Source organism: Micromonospora haikouensis (assembly GCF_000876225.1).
GTDB classification, from domain to species: Bacteria; Actinomycetota; Actinomycetes; order Mycobacteriales; family Micromonosporaceae; genus Micromonospora; species Micromonospora haikouensis.
Genome location: NZ_JXSX01000001.1, coordinates 439,606 through 454,455, shown reverse-complemented (window position 1 = coordinate 454,455; position 14,850 = coordinate 439,606). Strand labels below are relative to the sequence as shown.

The window sequence follows — 14,850 nt, the reverse complement described above, 5'->3', positions numbered from 1 at the left end:
GACCTCCGACTACGGGAGCGTGGCGGGCTCACGCTAGCTCGTCACATCCGTTGAGGATTCGGTCGATCCTCGCCAAGCGGGTTCGCCGCGGCGCTGCGAGTTTGCCGGTTCGGTCGCCAACCCACACGACTAGAGTTGTTGACTTGTCTGCCAAGTGCTGTCTACCTTGGAGTCTCACTTGGCAGACATGTCAACAACTTGGAGGTTGAGCGATGGCTCTGCGTGGCGGTGCGAGGTTCGCCGTGCGTTGTGAGGACGTGTTCCCGGCGGGGTGCGCCCTGGTGCCCGAGTCCCTGGGTGAGGTCGAGGACTACGACGAGAAGACGGGCCGGCGTAGTCCGGCGAAGGACAAGCTGACCGGTCAGAGGGTGTGGCAGGTGCGCGTGATGGACCTGGACCCGGAGCTTGGCAAGCGGTCCCGGGAGACGACGGTGAAGATCTCGGCGGATCACCAGCCGGTGCCGCCGACGGGTGCGCCGTTCGAGGCGGTGGAGTTCGAGGGCATGACGGTGACGCCGTACGTGTCGAACACCGGTCGGATGGCGTACTCGCTGCGGGCGACCGGGATGCGCGCCCCGGCGGGCGTGGCCGGCAAGCAGAAGGCGGCGGCGTAGCCGTATCGGGTGGGGGCGGGGCTGTCAGGTCTTGGCGGACGGCAGCCCCGCCCCCTGTGTCTCTTTCCCCTGCTCTGTCGAGAGAGGTAGTGACGTGTCCAAGCGTAGGCGTTCGGCTGCCCCCGTTCAGGCGCGGTGCGGCGTGTGTCAGTCCCGGTTCGACCCGGCCACGGGTGCCGACGGTCGGTGTGCCGGTTGCGTCGGGCAGCTCGTTCTTCCGTTCCCTCCGGTCCGGGATGCGTCGGGCCGGTTCGTGTCCCTGCGGGGTGCGCGGTGATGCGCCGCCCTCGTGGTGAGGTGATCTTGACGTCGGGCGGGGATCTGTTGGTGATCCGGCCGAAGCGGTTCGTCCTGCCGATGTGGTTGGTCGTGCTTGGCGTGGTGCTGCGCTGGTTGGCCCGGTTCTGTTGGTGGTGCCTGCGTCACCCGGTCGCCGTGGGCCTGGCCGTGGCCGCGGTCGTCCTCTACGCCGAGCATGGTGTGCTGGGCGTGGTGGTGCCGCTGGTCTTGTCCTCGGCGGTGTCGGCGCTGTGGCGGTGGCGCGATGAGGCGTCCTGGTGGCGGTGGTGCGCGGGTCCGCTGCTCGGCCGTTTCCGGCACGTGTTCGTGTATCGGCGGGCGTGGCACGAGGCCATGACCCTGTGCGGCCTGGCCGAGACGTACGACCATCGGCCGGTCCTGCCGGAGCTGCTGCGGGTGCGGTCGGATCAGGCGCTCGACGTGCTGACCGTCCGCATGGTGCGGGGGCAGACCCCGGCCGACTTCCAGAAGGTTACAGCGAACCTCGCGTACGCCTTCGGCCGGCGGCACGCCCGGGTCTACTCCGAGCGGCCCGACGCCCCGCCGACCCGTACCGGCTACTGGGCGTTGCTGCTGGGCTGGGTGGACCGGGTGCGGTTCCGGGACCGCCCGACGCTGGTGTACCTGGTGCTCGTCCGCACCGACGCGCTGCGGCCGGTCGTACCGCCGTTCGACGCCTCACCCGTCCCCGACTTCACCGCATTGCCGCTGGCTCGGCGGGAGAACCTGGGCACCTGGTCGCTGTGCCTGCTCGCCACGCACGTGCTCATCGGCGGGGCCACCCGTTCCGGTAAGGGCTCGGTGTTGTGGTCGCTGGTGCGGGCGCTGGCCGGCGGCATTACGTCGGGCCTGGTCCGGCTGTGGGTGATCGACCCCAAGGGCGGGATGGAGTTCGCCATGGGCCGCCCGCTGTTCGCCAGGTTCGCCGGCACCTCGTTCGAGGCCATGGCTGATCTCCTCGACGAGGCCGTGACGGTGATGCGGGAACGTCAGACCCGGCTCGCCGGAACCGTCCGGGTCCACACCCCGACCGAAGCCGACCCCCTGGTCGTGGTCGTCATCGACGAAATGGCCGCCCTCACCGCGTACCTGCAAGACGTCGACCTGCGTAGGCGGATCGCGGGCTCGCTGGGGCTGCTGCTGTCACAGGGGGCCGGCGTCGGCGTCCTAGTCGTGGCCGCGTTGCAGGACCCACGCAAGGAGGTGCTGCCGTTCCGGGACCTGTTCCCCACCCGCATCGCGCTCGGCCTCACCGAAGCGGCGCAGGTGGACATGGTCCTCGGCGACGGTGCCCGCAACCGGGGCGCCCTGGCCGATCAGATGCCGCGATGGGCCAAGGGCGTCGGGTACGTGATCCTCGACGGCACCCCCGAACCCCTGCGGGTCCGCTTCTCCTACGTCACCGACGACGACATCCGCGACCTCGCCCGCCGGTATCCGGCCCCGGCTGACGCGGCGGACATCCTCGCCCAGGTCGGCCGCAAGTCGACCCCGGAACCGGTGCGCACGCCGCTGCCCCGCAAGCCGTCCGGGCCGCTGCTGCCCGACGCCCTGCGCAACCTCCTCGACCCCAACGGCGGGAGTGAACCGCGATGACCAACACGCCGAACGGACGCCGGTTCTACCGGCTGCGCACCCCCGAACCAACTACCGCCGTGTCCGTCCGCGTCGACCCCGAACGGCCCGACCCGTACCCGGTCCACCTGGCCGTCGGCGCGGGCCGGCGACGCATGTCCCTGACCCCGGACGAGGCGTGGGCGCTGTGGCGCTGCCTCTCCGAAGCCGTCGCCACCCTCGGCACCCCACCCGACTACATCCGCACCGACATCCGACCGGCCCGGAGGTAACCGCCATGACCACCCTCACCCGCATCGTCAACCGGCTCCGGCGTCCGCTGCGCATCCGCCTCGTCGGCCCCGCCGACCAGACCGCCGCCGCCCTGCACGGCCTGGCCCACATGGTTAGCCGCCGCCCCGACATGGCCGACCGGCGCATCCGCATCGACCTCACCATCCGCGAGAAGCCCTTGCAGGAGTGGCGATGACCGAGCGCACCGAAACCGCCGTACGCCTGGTCATCCTGCTCGCCATCGGCACCATGGCCGGCGCAGCCGCCTTCACCCACGTCCACGACCTGTCCGTCGCCCACGGCCAACCCGACTGGATCGGCTGGGCCAACGCCGTAGCCGTCGAACTCATGGCCATCTACCTCGGCCTCGAACTACGTGCCCGCCGCCGTGTGTGTCGCCCGGTCGGCCTGGTCGCCTCGCTGCTCGTCGGGTTCGCGCTGCTGTCCCTCGCCGCCCAGGTCGCCGAAGCCGAACCGTCCGTGTGGGGCTGGACCGTGGCCGCCGTGCCGTCCCTGGCGTTCCTCGCCCTGGTCAAGGTCGTCCTGTCCAACGCCCCCGCCCTGCCACCGGCCCCCGAACCCGACCAACCCCCGGTCGACTGGGACGAGACACCCGAGCAGACCACCACCGACCCCGAACCGGAGCATCCGGCCGACCCCGTGCCGCCGGCTGTCCCCGCCCCGGCCGCCGTCTCCGCCCCGGCGGTGATCCTGCCCCCGCGCGGCGTCGTCCAGTCGAACCGGCCGCACGTCGTCGGGATCATCCGATGACCGCTGCCACCCTGCCCGGCCTCGAACCCGTCCCGACCCCGGCTGCTGCTCCTCGGCCGGGGTCGCGGGCGGCCCGCATGGCGCTGCCCCGCTCCGTCGACGTGCTTAAGCAGATCGCCATCGAGTACGGCGTCTGCGTCCGCCCTCTCGCCATGCGCCGCACCGACCTCGACACCGGCCTGACCGAGGTCATCGACCTGCCCTGCGGCGCGACCCGCGAAGACAAGTGCCCACCGTGCGCGAAGAAGAACCGCCGGCTGCGACAGGCCCAGATCCGCGAGGGCTGGCACCGCGACGACGAACCCCTACCCGGCCCGCAACCCGCCACCGAAGCGCAGAAGTCCCTGATCCTGTTCCGCGCACACCTGGAGTTCTCCCGCGACGAGGCATCACGCGCCTGCCAGTGGGACCAGGTCGAAGACCTCGACGAGGCCATCCGCGAGGTAGAGGAAGCCATCGCCGCCGAGGGCCTGCGCGGGCGCGTCGGCCCACCCCACACCAGCACCGACGACGACCAGGGCGACGACGACACCGGCCGCCGCCGCAAGCGCTCCACGAAACGGCGGCAGGACGCACCCGACCTGCCCCGGCGCAAGGTCGAAGCCCGCACCGTCGGCCGCACCTACACCGCCCCCGACGGCTCCACCTACCGGCCGTCGATGTGGCTCACCCTCACCCTCGACTCCTACGGGCCGGTCCGCCCCGACGGCACCCCCGTCAACCCCAACCGCTACGACTACCGCCGCGCCGCCTGGGACGCCGTCCACTTCCCCCGCCTGCTCGACCGGTTCTGGCAGAACCTACGCCGCTGCGAGGGCTGGAACGTCCAGTACGCCGGCTGCGTCGAACCCCAACGCCGACTCGCCCCACACGCACACTTCGCCATCCGGGGCACCATCGCCCGCGACACCCTGCGCACCGTCGCCGCCGCCACCTACCACCAAGTCTGGTGGCCGCCCGTCGACGTCCAGCGGTACACCGCCGACCGGCCCCCGGTCTGGGACGAACAAGCTTCGGCGTGGGTCGACCCGGACACCCACCACCCGCTGACCACCTGGACCGAAGCCCTCGACGCCATCGACGACGACCCCGACGCCGAACCCGTGCACGTCGTCCGCTTCGGCACCCAGGTCGACGCCCGCGGCGTCCTGCCCGGCACCGAAGACGCCGAACGAACCATCCGGTACGTCACGAAGTACATCACCAAGCACACCGGCGACTGCCACAAAGCGACCACCGACCGGCAACGCACCCACCTCGACCGCCTATGGCGCGCGCTACGGGTCACCCCGTGCACCGAACGGTGCGCCAACTGGCTGCTCTACGGCATCCAACCCCGCAAGGCCAACGCCAAGCTCAAGCCGGGCCGCTGCAAGGGCAAGGTCCACCAACGCGACACCCTCGGCATCGGCGGCCGACGCATCCTCATCTCCCGCGACTGGTCCGGCAAGACCCTCGCCGACCACAAACACGACGTACGCGCCTGGGTACGCGCACTGCTCGGCGTCACCACCGACAGCACCACCGCCAACGGCACCACCGAAAGCAGCACGGCCGGCAGCCCCGGGCAGCTCGTCGACGACCAGGGCGCCACCGCCGAACGGGTCCGGCACGCCTGGGAACTCGCCCGACCCGACGACGCCGACGTCGGCCCGCTGTCCTTCCGGCTCATGCGCTCGATCAGCGAACGCGCCCGCTGGCGCACCGAACTACTCGCCGCGAAGGACCGGGCCGAGCAGGGGCCCGCAGACCTTTCGGCAACTCAGCACATCGCACCACAGCACGACGGGGAGGAAGATCAAGTTGGACGAGGTCCTTACGATCGAGCAGGCAGCGGCCCGGATCAACATGAGTGAGCGCTACGTGCGCCGCCTGGTCGCCGAACGGCGTATCCCGTTCCACAAGCTCGGGCGCAGCGTCCGAATCAAGGCCGTTGACCTCGCCGCACACGTCGAATCCGGGCGCGTGGAGCCGCTGACCGCCTCAGGGGTGTGGCGTGACCTCCAGCGGGTGGCCTGATGGCGAACAAGGAAGGGCATCGGCGGTTCGGCAACGTCCGCAAGCTGCCGTCCGGGCGCTATCAGGCGCGGTACCCGGGGCCGGACGGTCGGATGCGGAACGCGCCGGAGACGTTCGCCCGAAAGTCGGACGCCGACCGGTACCTGACGCTCGTCGAGGCGCAGATGGTGCGGCGGGAGTGGGTCGACCCGGACTTGGCCAAGGTGAAGCTCGACGACTACGCACGGCGGTGGATCGAACAGCGGCCGAACCTGCGGCCCCGGACCGTCCACCTGTACGGCTGGCTCCTGGAAAAGCACATCGTCCCGTACCTCGGCGGGACCGAGTTGGGCCGGCTGGACACGCCGATGGTCCGCGACTGGCGGGCGGAACTGCTCGGCAACGGCGTCTCGGTGAGCATGGCGGCCAAGGCGTATCGGCTGCTGCGCGCGGTGCTGATGACGGCGGTCAAGGAAGACCAGATCCTGACCCGGAACCCGTGCCAGATTCCCGGTGCCGACCAGGAGAAGGCCGCGGAACGGCCGGTGCTCACGCTGGCCCAGGTCTTCAAGCTGGCCGACATCGTGCCGCCCCGATACCGCGCCCTGGTCCTGGTGACCACCTTCGGGTGCCTGCGCTGGGGCGAGGTGTCCGCACTGCAACGGCAGGACATCGACACGACGGCCGGCACGATCAGGATCAGGCAGGCATACACCGAACAGCGCGGGGTCGGCCTGGTGCTCGGGCCGCCGAAGTCCCGGGCCGGCCGGCGCACGGTCACCCTGCCCCCGGCGGTCGTCGAGGTCGTCCGTGACCACCTGGCGGCCGAGGTCGACGACCACCCTGACGCGTTCGTCTTCACTACCGAGAGTGGGCGCCCGATCTGGCGGGGCAACCTGAACAAGATCATCGCTTGGAAGGCGAGCGTGTCCCGGATCGGACAGCCGAACCTGCACTTCCACGATCTGCGGCACACCGGGAACACCCTCGCCGCCCGAACCGGGGCGAGCACCCGCGACCTGATGGCCCGGATGGGTCACGACTCGCCGCAGGCCGCGCTGATCTACCAGCACGCGACGGCCGAAGCTGACCGGGCCATCGCCCAGGCGCTGCACGAGGCGGTGCGCGCGGACCGGAAGAAGGGCAAGAAGTCCGACGCCAACGGCAAGCGCAAGGACAAGGCGGGCAAGAAGAGCAAGAAGGACAGCGGCAGGTGAGGCTAACCGCCCGGGTGTGTCCATGGGATGGCCCGCATCTCGACCGGCTGGTAAGCCAGGGCACGGTCAACGACCTCGGCAGCCGTCAGCTCCGGCATGACGTTGAAGATCAGCTCAGAGACGTCGGGGTAGACGAGATCTCGTTCAAGCCTGTCCAACCAGTCGTTCAGCTCGGCGTCGTCGGCATAGTCGAGCCGCATGATCCGCTCGACGAGGTGGATCGCCTCGTCCCGGGTCAGCTTCGCAGGCAAGACGCCCTCCCCGACCGGGGCTAATGGCACGCCAATGGCACGCCGCATGATCGTTGACCGTGGAACGCCGAAGGCCCTGGCTTGGGACTTGCGTCCTGACCAGGGCCTTCGTGCGTGGAGCGGGTGACGGGAATCGAACCCGCACTGTCAGCTTGGGAAGCTGATGTTCTGCCATTGAACTACACCCGCAGGCGGACCCACTGTACCCGACACCGCTGACGCGTGCACCCAGGCACCCCCTCGCGCGCCCCATCATCCCGATCACGCCGACACCCGGCCGACCAAGATCCGCAGGCCATCGTCGGTACGCGGGATTTTCATCGCCGCAACATATGCCCATTCTCAAATGCCTCGATCGGTTGTAACGTCTCCCGCACGTTCAAGCCACGGCGCGACACACCCCCTGTCGCGCCGCCAGAAAGAGGTGGGCCCATGGGACTCCGTCCCAACCTGCTGACCCGGCGCACCGCCGGCGTCGCGTCGACGACCCTCGCGCTCCTGCTCAGCACCGCCGCCGTGGGTGTCGTCCCGGCCGCTTCGGCCTTCTCCGCCGCCCCGACCGAGGCGTGCGCCGAGCCGGCCGACGTCCACTCGGACGCCCGGGTGAAGGCCGGCGCGCACGCCAAGCACGAGCCGAACGAACTGACCGCCAAGGAGACCCGCGAGCGGGAGGCCGACCTCGCCGCCGCCCTGCGCGAGCGGGCCAACTTCCGGGCAGGTGCCGGCGCCGCCGCGCTCGCCACCGTGACCATCCCGGTCGTCGTGCACGTCATCCAGGAGGACAGCACCCGCGCCGGCGGCAACATCCCGGACTCGATGATCAACTCGCAGATCAGCGTGCTGAACCAGGCCTACAGCGGCGCCACCGGCGGCGCGGCCACCGCCTTCAGCTTCCAGCTCCAGAAGATCAACCGGGTCACCAACCCGGCGTGGTTCCCGATCGTGCAGGGCTCCTCGGCCGAGCGCTCGATGAAGACGTCGCTGCGCGAGGGCGGCAAGAACACGCTGAACATCTACCTCGGCGAGCTGAGCGACGACCTGCTCGGCTGGGCCACCTTCCCGAAGCGCCGCCTGGACAGCATGGACGGCGTCGTCGTGCTGACCGAGTCGCTGCCGGGCGGCACCGCCACCAACTACAACCAGGGTGACACCGGCACCCACGAGGTCGGCCACTGGCTGAACCTCTACCACACCTTCCAGGGCGGCTGCTCCGGCTCGGGCGACAGCGTGAGCGACACCCCGGCGGAGGCGTCGCCGGCGTACCAGTGCCCGACCGGGCGGGACACCTGCACCGCGACCGGCCTGGACCCGATCACCAACTTCATGGACTACACCTACGACTCCTGCATGTACCAGTTCACCGCCGGCCAGGCGGCCCGCATGCTGACCGCGTGGAACGCGTACCGCGCGGCCTGACGCACCACTGCCGCTGATCGTCCCGGTGCCGGCTCCGTCTCCCGACGGGCCGGCACCGGCGTCTGTGGGGGGGGTCAGGCCGCCGCGCGATGGGCGCCGCGCCCGTCGAGGGCCGACCGCCGATCCGGTACGCCCACCGCGCCCCCGCCCGGGGCGGTGCTCGCGGCGTCGGTGGTGGCAGTGGTAGTGGTGGTCGCGGCACCGGCGGCCCCGGGGTCGAGCCAGACCTGCACCGCCGGCCGGCCGGTCGCCTCACCCGGGCGCACGGTGCCGGCGTCGCCGCGCCGGGCCAGCATCGCCACGTCGACGGTGAACTCGAAGAGCCGCCAGTCCACCTGCGGCGCGGCCCGCCCGATCTCGGCGAGCCGGGCCACCCGGGCCTGGTCGGTCACCGGCCTGGCGTGCCCGGCCACGTACGCCTCGTCGTCGCTGTCCTCCGGCGGGAAGGAGTGCAGCGCGTAGCGGCCGTCGCGTTCGAGGTCGCGCCGCTTCGGCGAGTCGACGACGAAGCAGAAGAGCCCCTCGTCGGTGATCACCGGGGACACCGGGTGCACCCGGGGCCCGCCGTCGGCGCGGACGGTGGCCAGGTAGCCGAAGCCCGGCCCGTACTGCTGCATGAGATGACGGATCCCGTCGGCGAGTCGTGGCTCGTCAGCGGCGAATTCGGACCAGGAAGCCATGCCGGCATTCTATCGAACACCTGTACGACACGCGAAGCGCGACGCGCGGGTCGGGTACCCGATTCGCAGGCCCGCTGAGCAGCCCCGCTGACCGGTCCCGCCCACCCACCTCGCTATGGTGTTGCGATGCTGCTCTCCGACCGCGACCTCGTCGCCGAGCTGAAGGCCGGCACGCTCGCGCTGGAGCCGTTCGAGCCGACCCTGGTGCAGCCGTCGAGCATCGACGTACGCCTCGACAAGCTCTTCCGGGTCTTCAACAACCACCTCTACACGCACATCGACCCGTCGGTGCAGCAGGACGACCTGACCTCCATGATCGAGGTGCCCGACGGCGAGCCGTTCGTGCTGCACCCCGGCGAGTTCGTGCTCGCCTCCACGCTGGAGGTGATCTCGCTCGGCGACCAGCTCGCCGGCCGACTGGAGGGCAAGTCGAGCCTGGGCCGGCTGGGGTTGCTCACCCACTCCACGGCCGGCTTCATCGACCCGGGCTTCACCGGCCACGTCACGCTGGAGCTGTCCAACGTGGCGAACCTGCCGATCACGCTGTGGCCGGGCATGAAGATCGGCCAGCTGTGCATCTTCCGGCTGTCGTCGCCGGCCGAGCACCCGTACGGCTCGGCGGTCTACGGCTCGCGCTACCAGGGCCAGCGCGGCCCGACCCCGAGCCGCTCCTGGCAGAACTGGCGCACCTGGCCGCCCCGCTGACGCCCCGCTCCTCCCTGCGGCACGATGCGCCGTCCGCCGCCCGAGGGGTGTGAGGAGGGGCCCCTCTCGACCGTATGCGTCAGGAAGGGGCCCCTTCTCGCAGCTCAGGCGGGGCGGCCGAAGCTGTGGATCGGGCCGTCGTCGACACGCTTCATTTTCACCGGGACGCCGGCCCGGGAGGCGTGCACCACCCAGCCCCCGCCCACGTACATGCCGACGTGGTGCAGGTCGGAGTAGTAGAAGACCAGGTCGCCGGGGCGCAGGTCGGCGCGGCTGACCTTGGCGGTCACCGACCGCTGCTGGGCCGCGTTGTGCGGCAGCGAGACGCCGGCCTTCGCCCAGGCGGCCAGCATCAGCCCCGAGCAGTCGTACGAGTTCGGGCCCTCGGCACCCCAGACGTAGGGCTTGCCGATCTGGGCGCAGGCGAACTTCACCGCCGTCCCCGCGCCGCCACCCGGGTAGGACGCCGGGCAGGGGGCGGGCTTCAGCGGGCCGCCGCCTCCGTTGCCGTACACCTTCAGCCGCAGCTTCTGCAGGCGGTCGATCTCGGCGTTGATCTGCTTCTTCTTCGCGGCGAGCTGGGCCTCGGTGCGGGTGAGCTGGGCGACCATCTCGTCGAGGGGCTGCTTCTTCGCGGCCAGCTCGTCGCGGAGGTCGACGACCGCCTGGACGTCGTGCTGCTGGCGCTGGGCGAACCGGTCGAGCAGCTCCAGCTGCCCCATCATCTGGCTCGGCGTGCGGCTGCCCAGCAGGGCGTTGACCACCGAGAGGTTGTCGCCCTTGTACGCCTCGGCGGCGAGGCCCCCGACCTTCTTCAACGCCTCGTCCACCTGGCGCTGGAGCGGCCCGATCCGCGCGGCGAGCGCGTCGGCCTGCTTGCGCTTGGCGGCCAGGTCCTGGCGGGTGGCGTTGTGCCGCTCGATGATCGGTTCGAGCTTGTTCCAGTCCTCGTCGATCTGCCGCTCGATCTCGGCGACCGAGGGGTCGGCGTGGGCCACGGTCGGTGCGCCGGTCAGGACGACGGCGACGCCGACCAGGGCGGCGAGGACGGTGGTGCAGCGTGACCAGCGGGTACGCGGCGCAGCCGGCATCCGGTCGGCGTCGGCCGACCGGCGTGACGGGCGCCGCGGGGCATGGAGTGCCACCGGGCTCCGTTCTCCTTCTTCCTCTACCGCCTACCGGGTTAGCTGACGGGTTCGGGCGGGAAGGGAGAGCGCCCTACCGCAGCGCCGCTGCGGATTCACCCCGGCGTACCTGGGTCCCCGGCTCGCCCGTAGGCGACTCGGCGGTGTCGCACCGTCACCGCCCGGCTGGGCGGTGCAGCTACCGGCCGACAATTGGCCAGAGTAGAGACGACCGCCGTTGATCCGCAACCCGACCGGCCGTGACACACCGTACATGCCCGTGGCCGACGTCGATGTCCGCGCACGGCGAAGGCCCCCGGTCTCACCAGACCGGGGGCCTTCGGGCGGTGCTGCGCGGCGCGGCCTTCGCGGGGGCCGGGCCGGGTCAGCCGGGTCGGCGGAAGCCGGCCACCGGCATGGTGTTGATGCTGCTCACGTTGACCGGCTTGCCGGCGCGGGGCGCGTGCACCATCTTGTCGTTGCCGATGTAGAGGCCGACGTGGTGCAGGTCGCTGAAGAAGAACACCAGGTCACCGGGGCGGGCCTCGGAACGCGGGATGGCACGGCCCTCGTTCCACTGGGCGCCGGTGAAGTGGGTCAGGTGGATCCCGGCCGCCTTGTAGGCGAACTGGGTCAGGCCGGAGCAGTCGAACGAGTTCGGGCCGGTGGCACCCCAGACGTACGGGTCGCCGACCTGGGCGCAGGCGGTCTTGATGGCGGTGCGGGCGGCCGCACTGACCACGCCGGTGACCGTCGGGCAGCCCTCGGTGGACACCACGGTCTTCGGCATCGACGCCTGGAGCCGCTTGATCTCACCGTTGATCTTGGTCTTCTTCGCCGCCAGTTCCTTGGTCTGCTTCTCCTGGGAGGCGATGAGCGTGTCGAGCTTCTGCTTCTCGGTGTCGTACTTCGCCCGGACGGCGAGCACGCCCTCGACCTGCTTGCGCTCCTGCGCGGCCAGCCGGTCCAGGATGGTCAGCTGCTCGGCGAGGGTGCCCGGCTTGGTGCTGACCAGCAGCGCGCCGATGTCCTGCGACGGGCCGGAGATGTAGTAGCGGGAGGCGAGGTCGCCGACGCGGTTCATCGCCAGCTCTGTCTCGAGCGCCAGCGGCTCGATCTTCTTCTGCACCTCCGCCGCCTTCTCGCGGTTCACCTTGAGCTGGGCGCGGACCTTGTTGTACTGCTCGATGGTGGGCTCAAGCTGCTCCCACTGCTTGTCGATCTGCGCCTCGATCTCGTCCACCGACGGCTCGGCGTACGCGGGCGCGGTCAGTGTCCCGGCGCCGACGGCGACCGCCGCGACCAGGGTGAGCAGGCGGCGTGCGAAACGGCGGGCACCACCCGGGCGAGCGGTTGACCGTTCCGGGGCATGACGATGAGGGGGCATGGTTGCCACCGGCACCGACTCCTTCGCAACCGACCGCCGGGCGCCTCGCGAGAGGGAAGATCGAGGCAGACGACCCACAGCGGTCAGCGCCTCACATTAGGGGAGTCCCGCGCGAGGAATCAAGGCGGGTCGGCACACCGTGACGCCCCGCAAACCCTTCCTGCACAACGGGTGTGGGCCGCGCGGCGACGACGGAGAAGACGGGCGCGGTGGCGGCCGGTCCGTCAGCCGACGATGGCTGTCAGCACGTCGTCGAGGGTCACCACGCCGAGCGGGCGGCGGCCGTCGCTCACCAGCACCATGTGCCGCCGCTCGCGGCGCATCGACAGCAGCAGGTCGGCCAGCGTACGGTCCGGCGGCACCACGGCCAGCGGGTGGTAGACCCCGGCCGGCACGGGGGCGCGGCGCTCCGCACCCGCGTACCCGAGGACGTCCTTGACGTGCACGAAGCCGAGCACCCGGCGGGTGGCGCGCTGCACCACCGGGAAGCGGGACCGGCCGGTGCGGGTGGCCAGCACCTCCAGCGAGGCCGGAGACACGTCCTCGGCCACTGTGGTCACCGTCGACCAGGGTTGCAAGGCATCCGCCGCCGTGCGGGTGTGCAGCGCGAGCGCCCCGGTGATCCGGGCGTGCTCCTCGGCGTCGAGCAGGCCCTCCGTCCGGGCCTGCGACACGAGTCCAGCCAGCTCCTCGGCGGTGAACACCGTCTTGACCGCGTCCGTCGCCTCGACCCGCCAGATCCGCAGCACCTGCCGCGACGCCCACTTCATGGCCAGCAGCAGCGGCTTGGTCGCCGTGCAGAACGCCAGCATCGCCGGCCCCAGCCAGAGCGCCGACGGCTCCGGCCCGGCCAGGGTGATGTTCTTCGGCACCATCTCGCCGACCACGGTGTGCAGGAAGACCACCACGCCGAGGGCGATCAGGAACGCCAACGGGTGCACGGCACCGTCGGGCAGGCCCAGCGCGTGGAACAGCGGCTCGATCAGGTGGGCCAGCGCCGGTTCGGCGATCGCGCCGAGGCCCAGCGAGCAGATGGTGATGCCGAGCTGCGCCCCGGCGATCATCAGCGGGATCTGGTTCATCGCCGACAGCGCCCAGCGGGCCCGCTTCGAGCCGGCCGCCAGCGGTTCGATCACCGTCCGCCGGGAGGCGATCAGCGCGAACTCGCTGCCGACGAAGAACGCGTTGCCGAGCAGCAGCAGCACGGTTACCAGCAGTTCAGGCATCGTCCCCGGGCTCCTCCGGGCGCAGGACCCGCACCTGTTCGATCCGGTGCCGCTCCACCTCGACCACGGTGAACTCGTATCCGCCCTCCTCGACCGTCTCGCCGGCCACCGGGATGTGCCCGAGCCGGGCCATCAGGAAGCCGCCGAGCGTCTCGTAGGGGCCCTCGGGCAGCCGGAAGCCGGTCTGCTCGACCAGCTCGTCCTCGCGGAGCACCCCGTCGACCAGGACGGTCCGCTCGCCACCCGGCACGGTCAGCTCGACCGGCCCGACGTCGTCGACCGCGTCCGGGTCGAACTCGTCGGCGATCTCCCCGACCAGCTCCTCCACCAGGTCCTCCACGGTCACCACGCCGTCGGTGCCGCCGTACTCGTCGACCACGATGGCCAGGTCCGCGTTGGCAGCCTTGAGGGCGGCCAGGACGCCGTCGAGGTCCAGGCTCTCCGGCACGTACACGGGCTCGCGGGCGACCGACGCGACGGTCGTCCTGGCCCGGTTCGCCAGCGGTACGCCCAGCGCGTCCGGCACCGCCGCCACGCCGGTGACCAGGTCCAGGGTCTCCTCGAAGACGGGGAACCTGGTCCGCCCGGTGTGCTGGGCGAGGGTCAGCAGCTCGGCGACGCTCGCCGTGGCGCGCAGCGCGATCACGTCCACCCGGGGGGTCATGGCCTCGGCCGCCCGCTTGTCGCCGAACCGGATGGTGCGCCGCAGCAGCATCGCGGTGTCCGGCGGGAGCGCGCCGGCGCGGGCCGAGATCGCGGCCAGCAGGCCCAGTTCCTCGGGGGACCGGGCGCTGGCCAGCTCCTCCTGCGGTTCCACCCCGAGCCGGCGGACCAGCGTGTTCGCCGAGTTGTTCAGCCCCCGGATCAGCCACCCGAACGTCCGGGAGAAGCCGCGCATCCCCCGGGCGGTGGCCAGCGCGGCGGGCATCGGCCGGGCCAGCGCCAGGTTCTTCGGCACCAGCTCGCCGAAGAGCATGGACAGCAGGGTCGCCAGGGCCAGGGCGAGGAACGGGGTGAACCGGTCGGCCGCCGGCCCCAGCGGGTGCAGCGCCGGGGCGAACAGCCGGGCCAGCGCCGGCTCGGCCAGGTATCCGGTGAGCAGGGCGGTGATGGTGATGCCGAGCTGGGCCCCGGAGAGCTGGAAGGACAGCTCGTGCAGCGCGCGGCGGACCGTCCTGGCCGCGCCGTCACCGGCCGCGGCCCGTCGGTCGATCTCCGGCCGGTCCACCGTGACCAGGGCGAACTCGGCCGCTACGAAGAACGCGTTGCCCGCGGTCAGCAGCACGAAGCCGACCAGGGGCAACACCGTGGCA

General features: G+C 71.3%; 16 protein-coding genes, 1 tRNA gene and 1 riboswitch. Of the genes, 10 read left to right on the top strand and 7 right to left on the bottom strand.

The window, feature by feature from the left end:
- The first annotated feature begins 212 nt into the window (after window positions 1-212).
- From TK50_RS02000 to TK50_RS01965, 8 genes are all read left to right on the top strand, one after another.
- Window positions 213-614 carry a hypothetical protein gene (locus tag TK50_RS02000; protein WP_043961098.1) on the top strand — a complete coding sequence of 134 codons (402 nt, stop codon included), beginning with the start codon at window positions 213-215 and terminating at the stop codon, window positions 612-614.
- Between the two features lie 276 nt (window positions 615-890).
- A complete protein-coding gene (locus tag TK50_RS01995) occupies window positions 891-2,510 on the top strand; it encodes an FtsK/SpoIIIE domain-containing protein (RefSeq protein ID WP_199485957.1) in 1,620 nt (539 codons plus the stop codon).
- Window positions 2,507-2,761, top strand: coding sequence for a hypothetical protein (locus TK50_RS01990; RefSeq protein ID WP_043961097.1), 255 nt, complete (start codon window positions 2,507-2,509; stop codon window positions 2,759-2,761). The genes TK50_RS01995 and TK50_RS01990 overlap by 4 nt, the downstream gene beginning before the upstream one ends.
- Window positions 2,762-2,766: 5 nt before the next feature.
- A complete protein-coding gene (locus TK50_RS01985; protein ID WP_043961096.1) occupies window positions 2,767-2,958 on the top strand; it encodes a hypothetical protein in 192 nt (63 codons plus the stop codon).
- Window positions 2,955-3,533, top strand: coding sequence for a DUF2637 domain-containing protein (locus TK50_RS01980; RefSeq protein WP_043961095.1), 579 nt, complete (start codon window positions 2,955-2,957; stop codon window positions 3,531-3,533). Before TK50_RS01985 ends, TK50_RS01980 begins: the two co-directional genes overlap by 4 nt.
- On the top strand, window positions 3,530-5,389 hold the full coding sequence (locus TK50_RS01975) for a replication initiator (RefSeq protein WP_043961094.1): 1,860 nt from the start codon (window positions 3,530-3,532) through the stop codon (window positions 5,387-5,389). Before TK50_RS01980 ends, TK50_RS01975 begins: the two co-directional genes overlap by 4 nt.
- On the top strand, window positions 5,382-5,552 hold the full coding sequence (locus TK50_RS01970; RefSeq protein WP_241773897.1) for a helix-turn-helix domain-containing protein: 171 nt from the start codon (window positions 5,382-5,384) through the stop codon (window positions 5,550-5,552). The genes TK50_RS01975 and TK50_RS01970 overlap by 8 nt, the downstream gene beginning before the upstream one ends.
- The gene (locus TK50_RS01965; protein ID WP_043961092.1) at window positions 5,552-6,748 is read left to right on the top strand and encodes a tyrosine-type recombinase/integrase; all 1,197 of its coding nucleotides are present in this window, start codon (window positions 5,552-5,554) and stop codon (window positions 6,746-6,748) included. The genes TK50_RS01970 and TK50_RS01965 overlap by 1 nt, the downstream gene beginning before the upstream one ends.
- 2 nt (window positions 6,749-6,750) lie before the next feature.
- Here the strand turns inward: TK50_RS01965 and TK50_RS01960 are convergent, their stop codons facing one another.
- Both TK50_RS01960 and TK50_RS01955 read right to left on the bottom strand, forming a co-directional pair.
- Window positions 6,751-6,999, bottom strand: a complete 249-nt coding sequence (locus TK50_RS01960; protein WP_043963673.1) for an e9imm peptide — start codon at window positions 6,997-6,999, stop codon at window positions 6,751-6,753.
- Window positions 7,000-7,114: 115 nt separating this feature from the next.
- A tRNA-Gly gene (locus tag TK50_RS01955) sits at window positions 7,115-7,188 on the bottom strand.
- Window positions 7,189-7,431: 243 nt separating this feature from the next.
- Here TK50_RS01955 and TK50_RS01950 point away from each other — a divergent pair.
- The gene (locus TK50_RS01950; RefSeq protein WP_043961091.1) at window positions 7,432-8,415 is read left to right on the top strand and encodes a zinc metalloprotease; all 984 of its coding nucleotides are present in this window, start codon (window positions 7,432-7,434) and stop codon (window positions 8,413-8,415) included.
- A 74-nt stretch (window positions 8,416-8,489) separates the two neighbouring features.
- Here the strand turns inward: TK50_RS01950 and TK50_RS01945 are convergent, their stop codons facing one another.
- Complete coding sequence (locus TK50_RS01945) at window positions 8,490-9,095, bottom strand: pyridoxamine 5'-phosphate oxidase family protein (RefSeq protein ID WP_043961090.1); 606 nt, start codon at window positions 9,093-9,095, stop codon at window positions 8,490-8,492.
- A 126-nt stretch (window positions 9,096-9,221) separates the two neighbouring features.
- Here TK50_RS01945 and dcd point away from each other — a divergent pair, with 126 nt between their 5' ends.
- On the top strand, window positions 9,222-9,800 hold the full coding sequence (dcd, locus tag TK50_RS01940) for a dCTP deaminase (RefSeq protein WP_043961089.1): 579 nt from the start codon (window positions 9,222-9,224) through the stop codon (window positions 9,798-9,800).
- 104 nt (window positions 9,801-9,904) lie between these two features.
- Here the strand turns inward: dcd and TK50_RS01935 are convergent, their stop codons facing one another.
- The 4 genes from TK50_RS01935 to TK50_RS01920 all read right to left on the bottom strand — a co-directional run bounded on the left by TK50_RS01935 (window position 9,905) and on the right by TK50_RS01920 (window position 14,840).
- The gene (locus TK50_RS01935; protein ID WP_043961088.1) at window positions 9,905-10,945 is read right to left on the bottom strand and encodes a C40 family peptidase; all 1,041 of its coding nucleotides are present in this window, start codon (window positions 10,943-10,945) and stop codon (window positions 9,905-9,907) included.
- A 12-nt stretch (window positions 10,946-10,957) separates the two neighbouring features.
- Window positions 10,958-11,098, bottom strand: a riboswitch (cyclic di-AMP (ydaO/yuaA leader).
- Between the two features lie 211 nt (window positions 11,099-11,309).
- Window positions 11,310-12,326: a C40 family peptidase gene (locus tag TK50_RS01930; RefSeq protein WP_082106123.1), complete on the bottom strand. Its 1,017-nt coding sequence runs from the start codon at window positions 12,324-12,326 to the stop codon at window positions 11,310-11,312.
- A 209-nt stretch (window positions 12,327-12,535) separates the two neighbouring features.
- Window positions 12,536-13,537: a hemolysin family protein gene (locus TK50_RS01925; RefSeq protein ID WP_043961086.1), complete on the bottom strand. Its 1,002-nt coding sequence runs from the start codon at window positions 13,535-13,537 to the stop codon at window positions 12,536-12,538.
- A complete protein-coding gene (locus TK50_RS01920) occupies window positions 13,530-14,840 on the bottom strand; it encodes a hemolysin family protein (protein ID WP_043963668.1) in 1,311 nt (436 codons plus the stop codon). Before TK50_RS01920 ends, TK50_RS01925 begins: the two co-directional genes overlap by 8 nt.
- Window positions 14,841-14,850: the final 10 nt, after the last annotated feature.

Excerpts from the sequence above, each read along its gene's own strand:
- TK50_RS02000 (WP_043961098.1), top strand. The coding sequence starts at position 213 with ATGGCTCTGCGTGGCGGTGCGAGGTTCGCCGTGCGTTGTGAGGACGTG.
- TK50_RS01995 (WP_199485957.1), top strand. The coding sequence starts at position 891 with ATGCGCCGCCCTCGTGGTGAGGTGATCTTGACGTCGGGCGGGGATCTG.
- TK50_RS01990 (WP_043961097.1), top strand. The coding sequence starts at position 2,507 with ATGACCAACACGCCGAACGGACGCCGGTTCTACCGGCTGCGCACCCCC.
- TK50_RS01985 (WP_043961096.1), top strand. The coding sequence starts at position 2,767 with ATGACCACCCTCACCCGCATCGTCAACCGGCTCCGGCGTCCGCTGCGC.
- TK50_RS01980 (WP_043961095.1), top strand. The coding sequence starts at position 2,955 with ATGACCGAGCGCACCGAAACCGCCGTACGCCTGGTCATCCTGCTCGCC.
- TK50_RS01975 (WP_043961094.1), top strand. The coding sequence starts at position 3,530 with ATGACCGCTGCCACCCTGCCCGGCCTCGAACCCGTCCCGACCCCGGCT.
- TK50_RS01970 (WP_241773897.1), top strand. The coding sequence starts at position 5,382 with ATGAGTGAGCGCTACGTGCGCCGCCTGGTCGCCGAACGGCGTATCCCG.
- TK50_RS01965 (WP_043961092.1), top strand. The coding sequence starts at position 5,552 with ATGGCGAACAAGGAAGGGCATCGGCGGTTCGGCAACGTCCGCAAGCTG.
- TK50_RS01950 (WP_043961091.1), top strand. The coding sequence starts at position 7,432 with ATGGGACTCCGTCCCAACCTGCTGACCCGGCGCACCGCCGGCGTCGCG.
- TK50_RS01945 (WP_043961090.1), bottom strand. The coding sequence starts at position 9,095 with ATGGCTTCCTGGTCCGAATTCGCCGCTGACGAGCCACGACTCGCCGAC.
- dcd (WP_043961089.1), top strand. The coding sequence starts at position 9,222 with ATGCTGCTCTCCGACCGCGACCTCGTCGCCGAGCTGAAGGCCGGCACG.
- TK50_RS01925 (WP_043961086.1), bottom strand. The coding sequence starts at position 13,537 with ATGCCTGAACTGCTGGTAACCGTGCTGCTGCTGCTCGGCAACGCGTTC.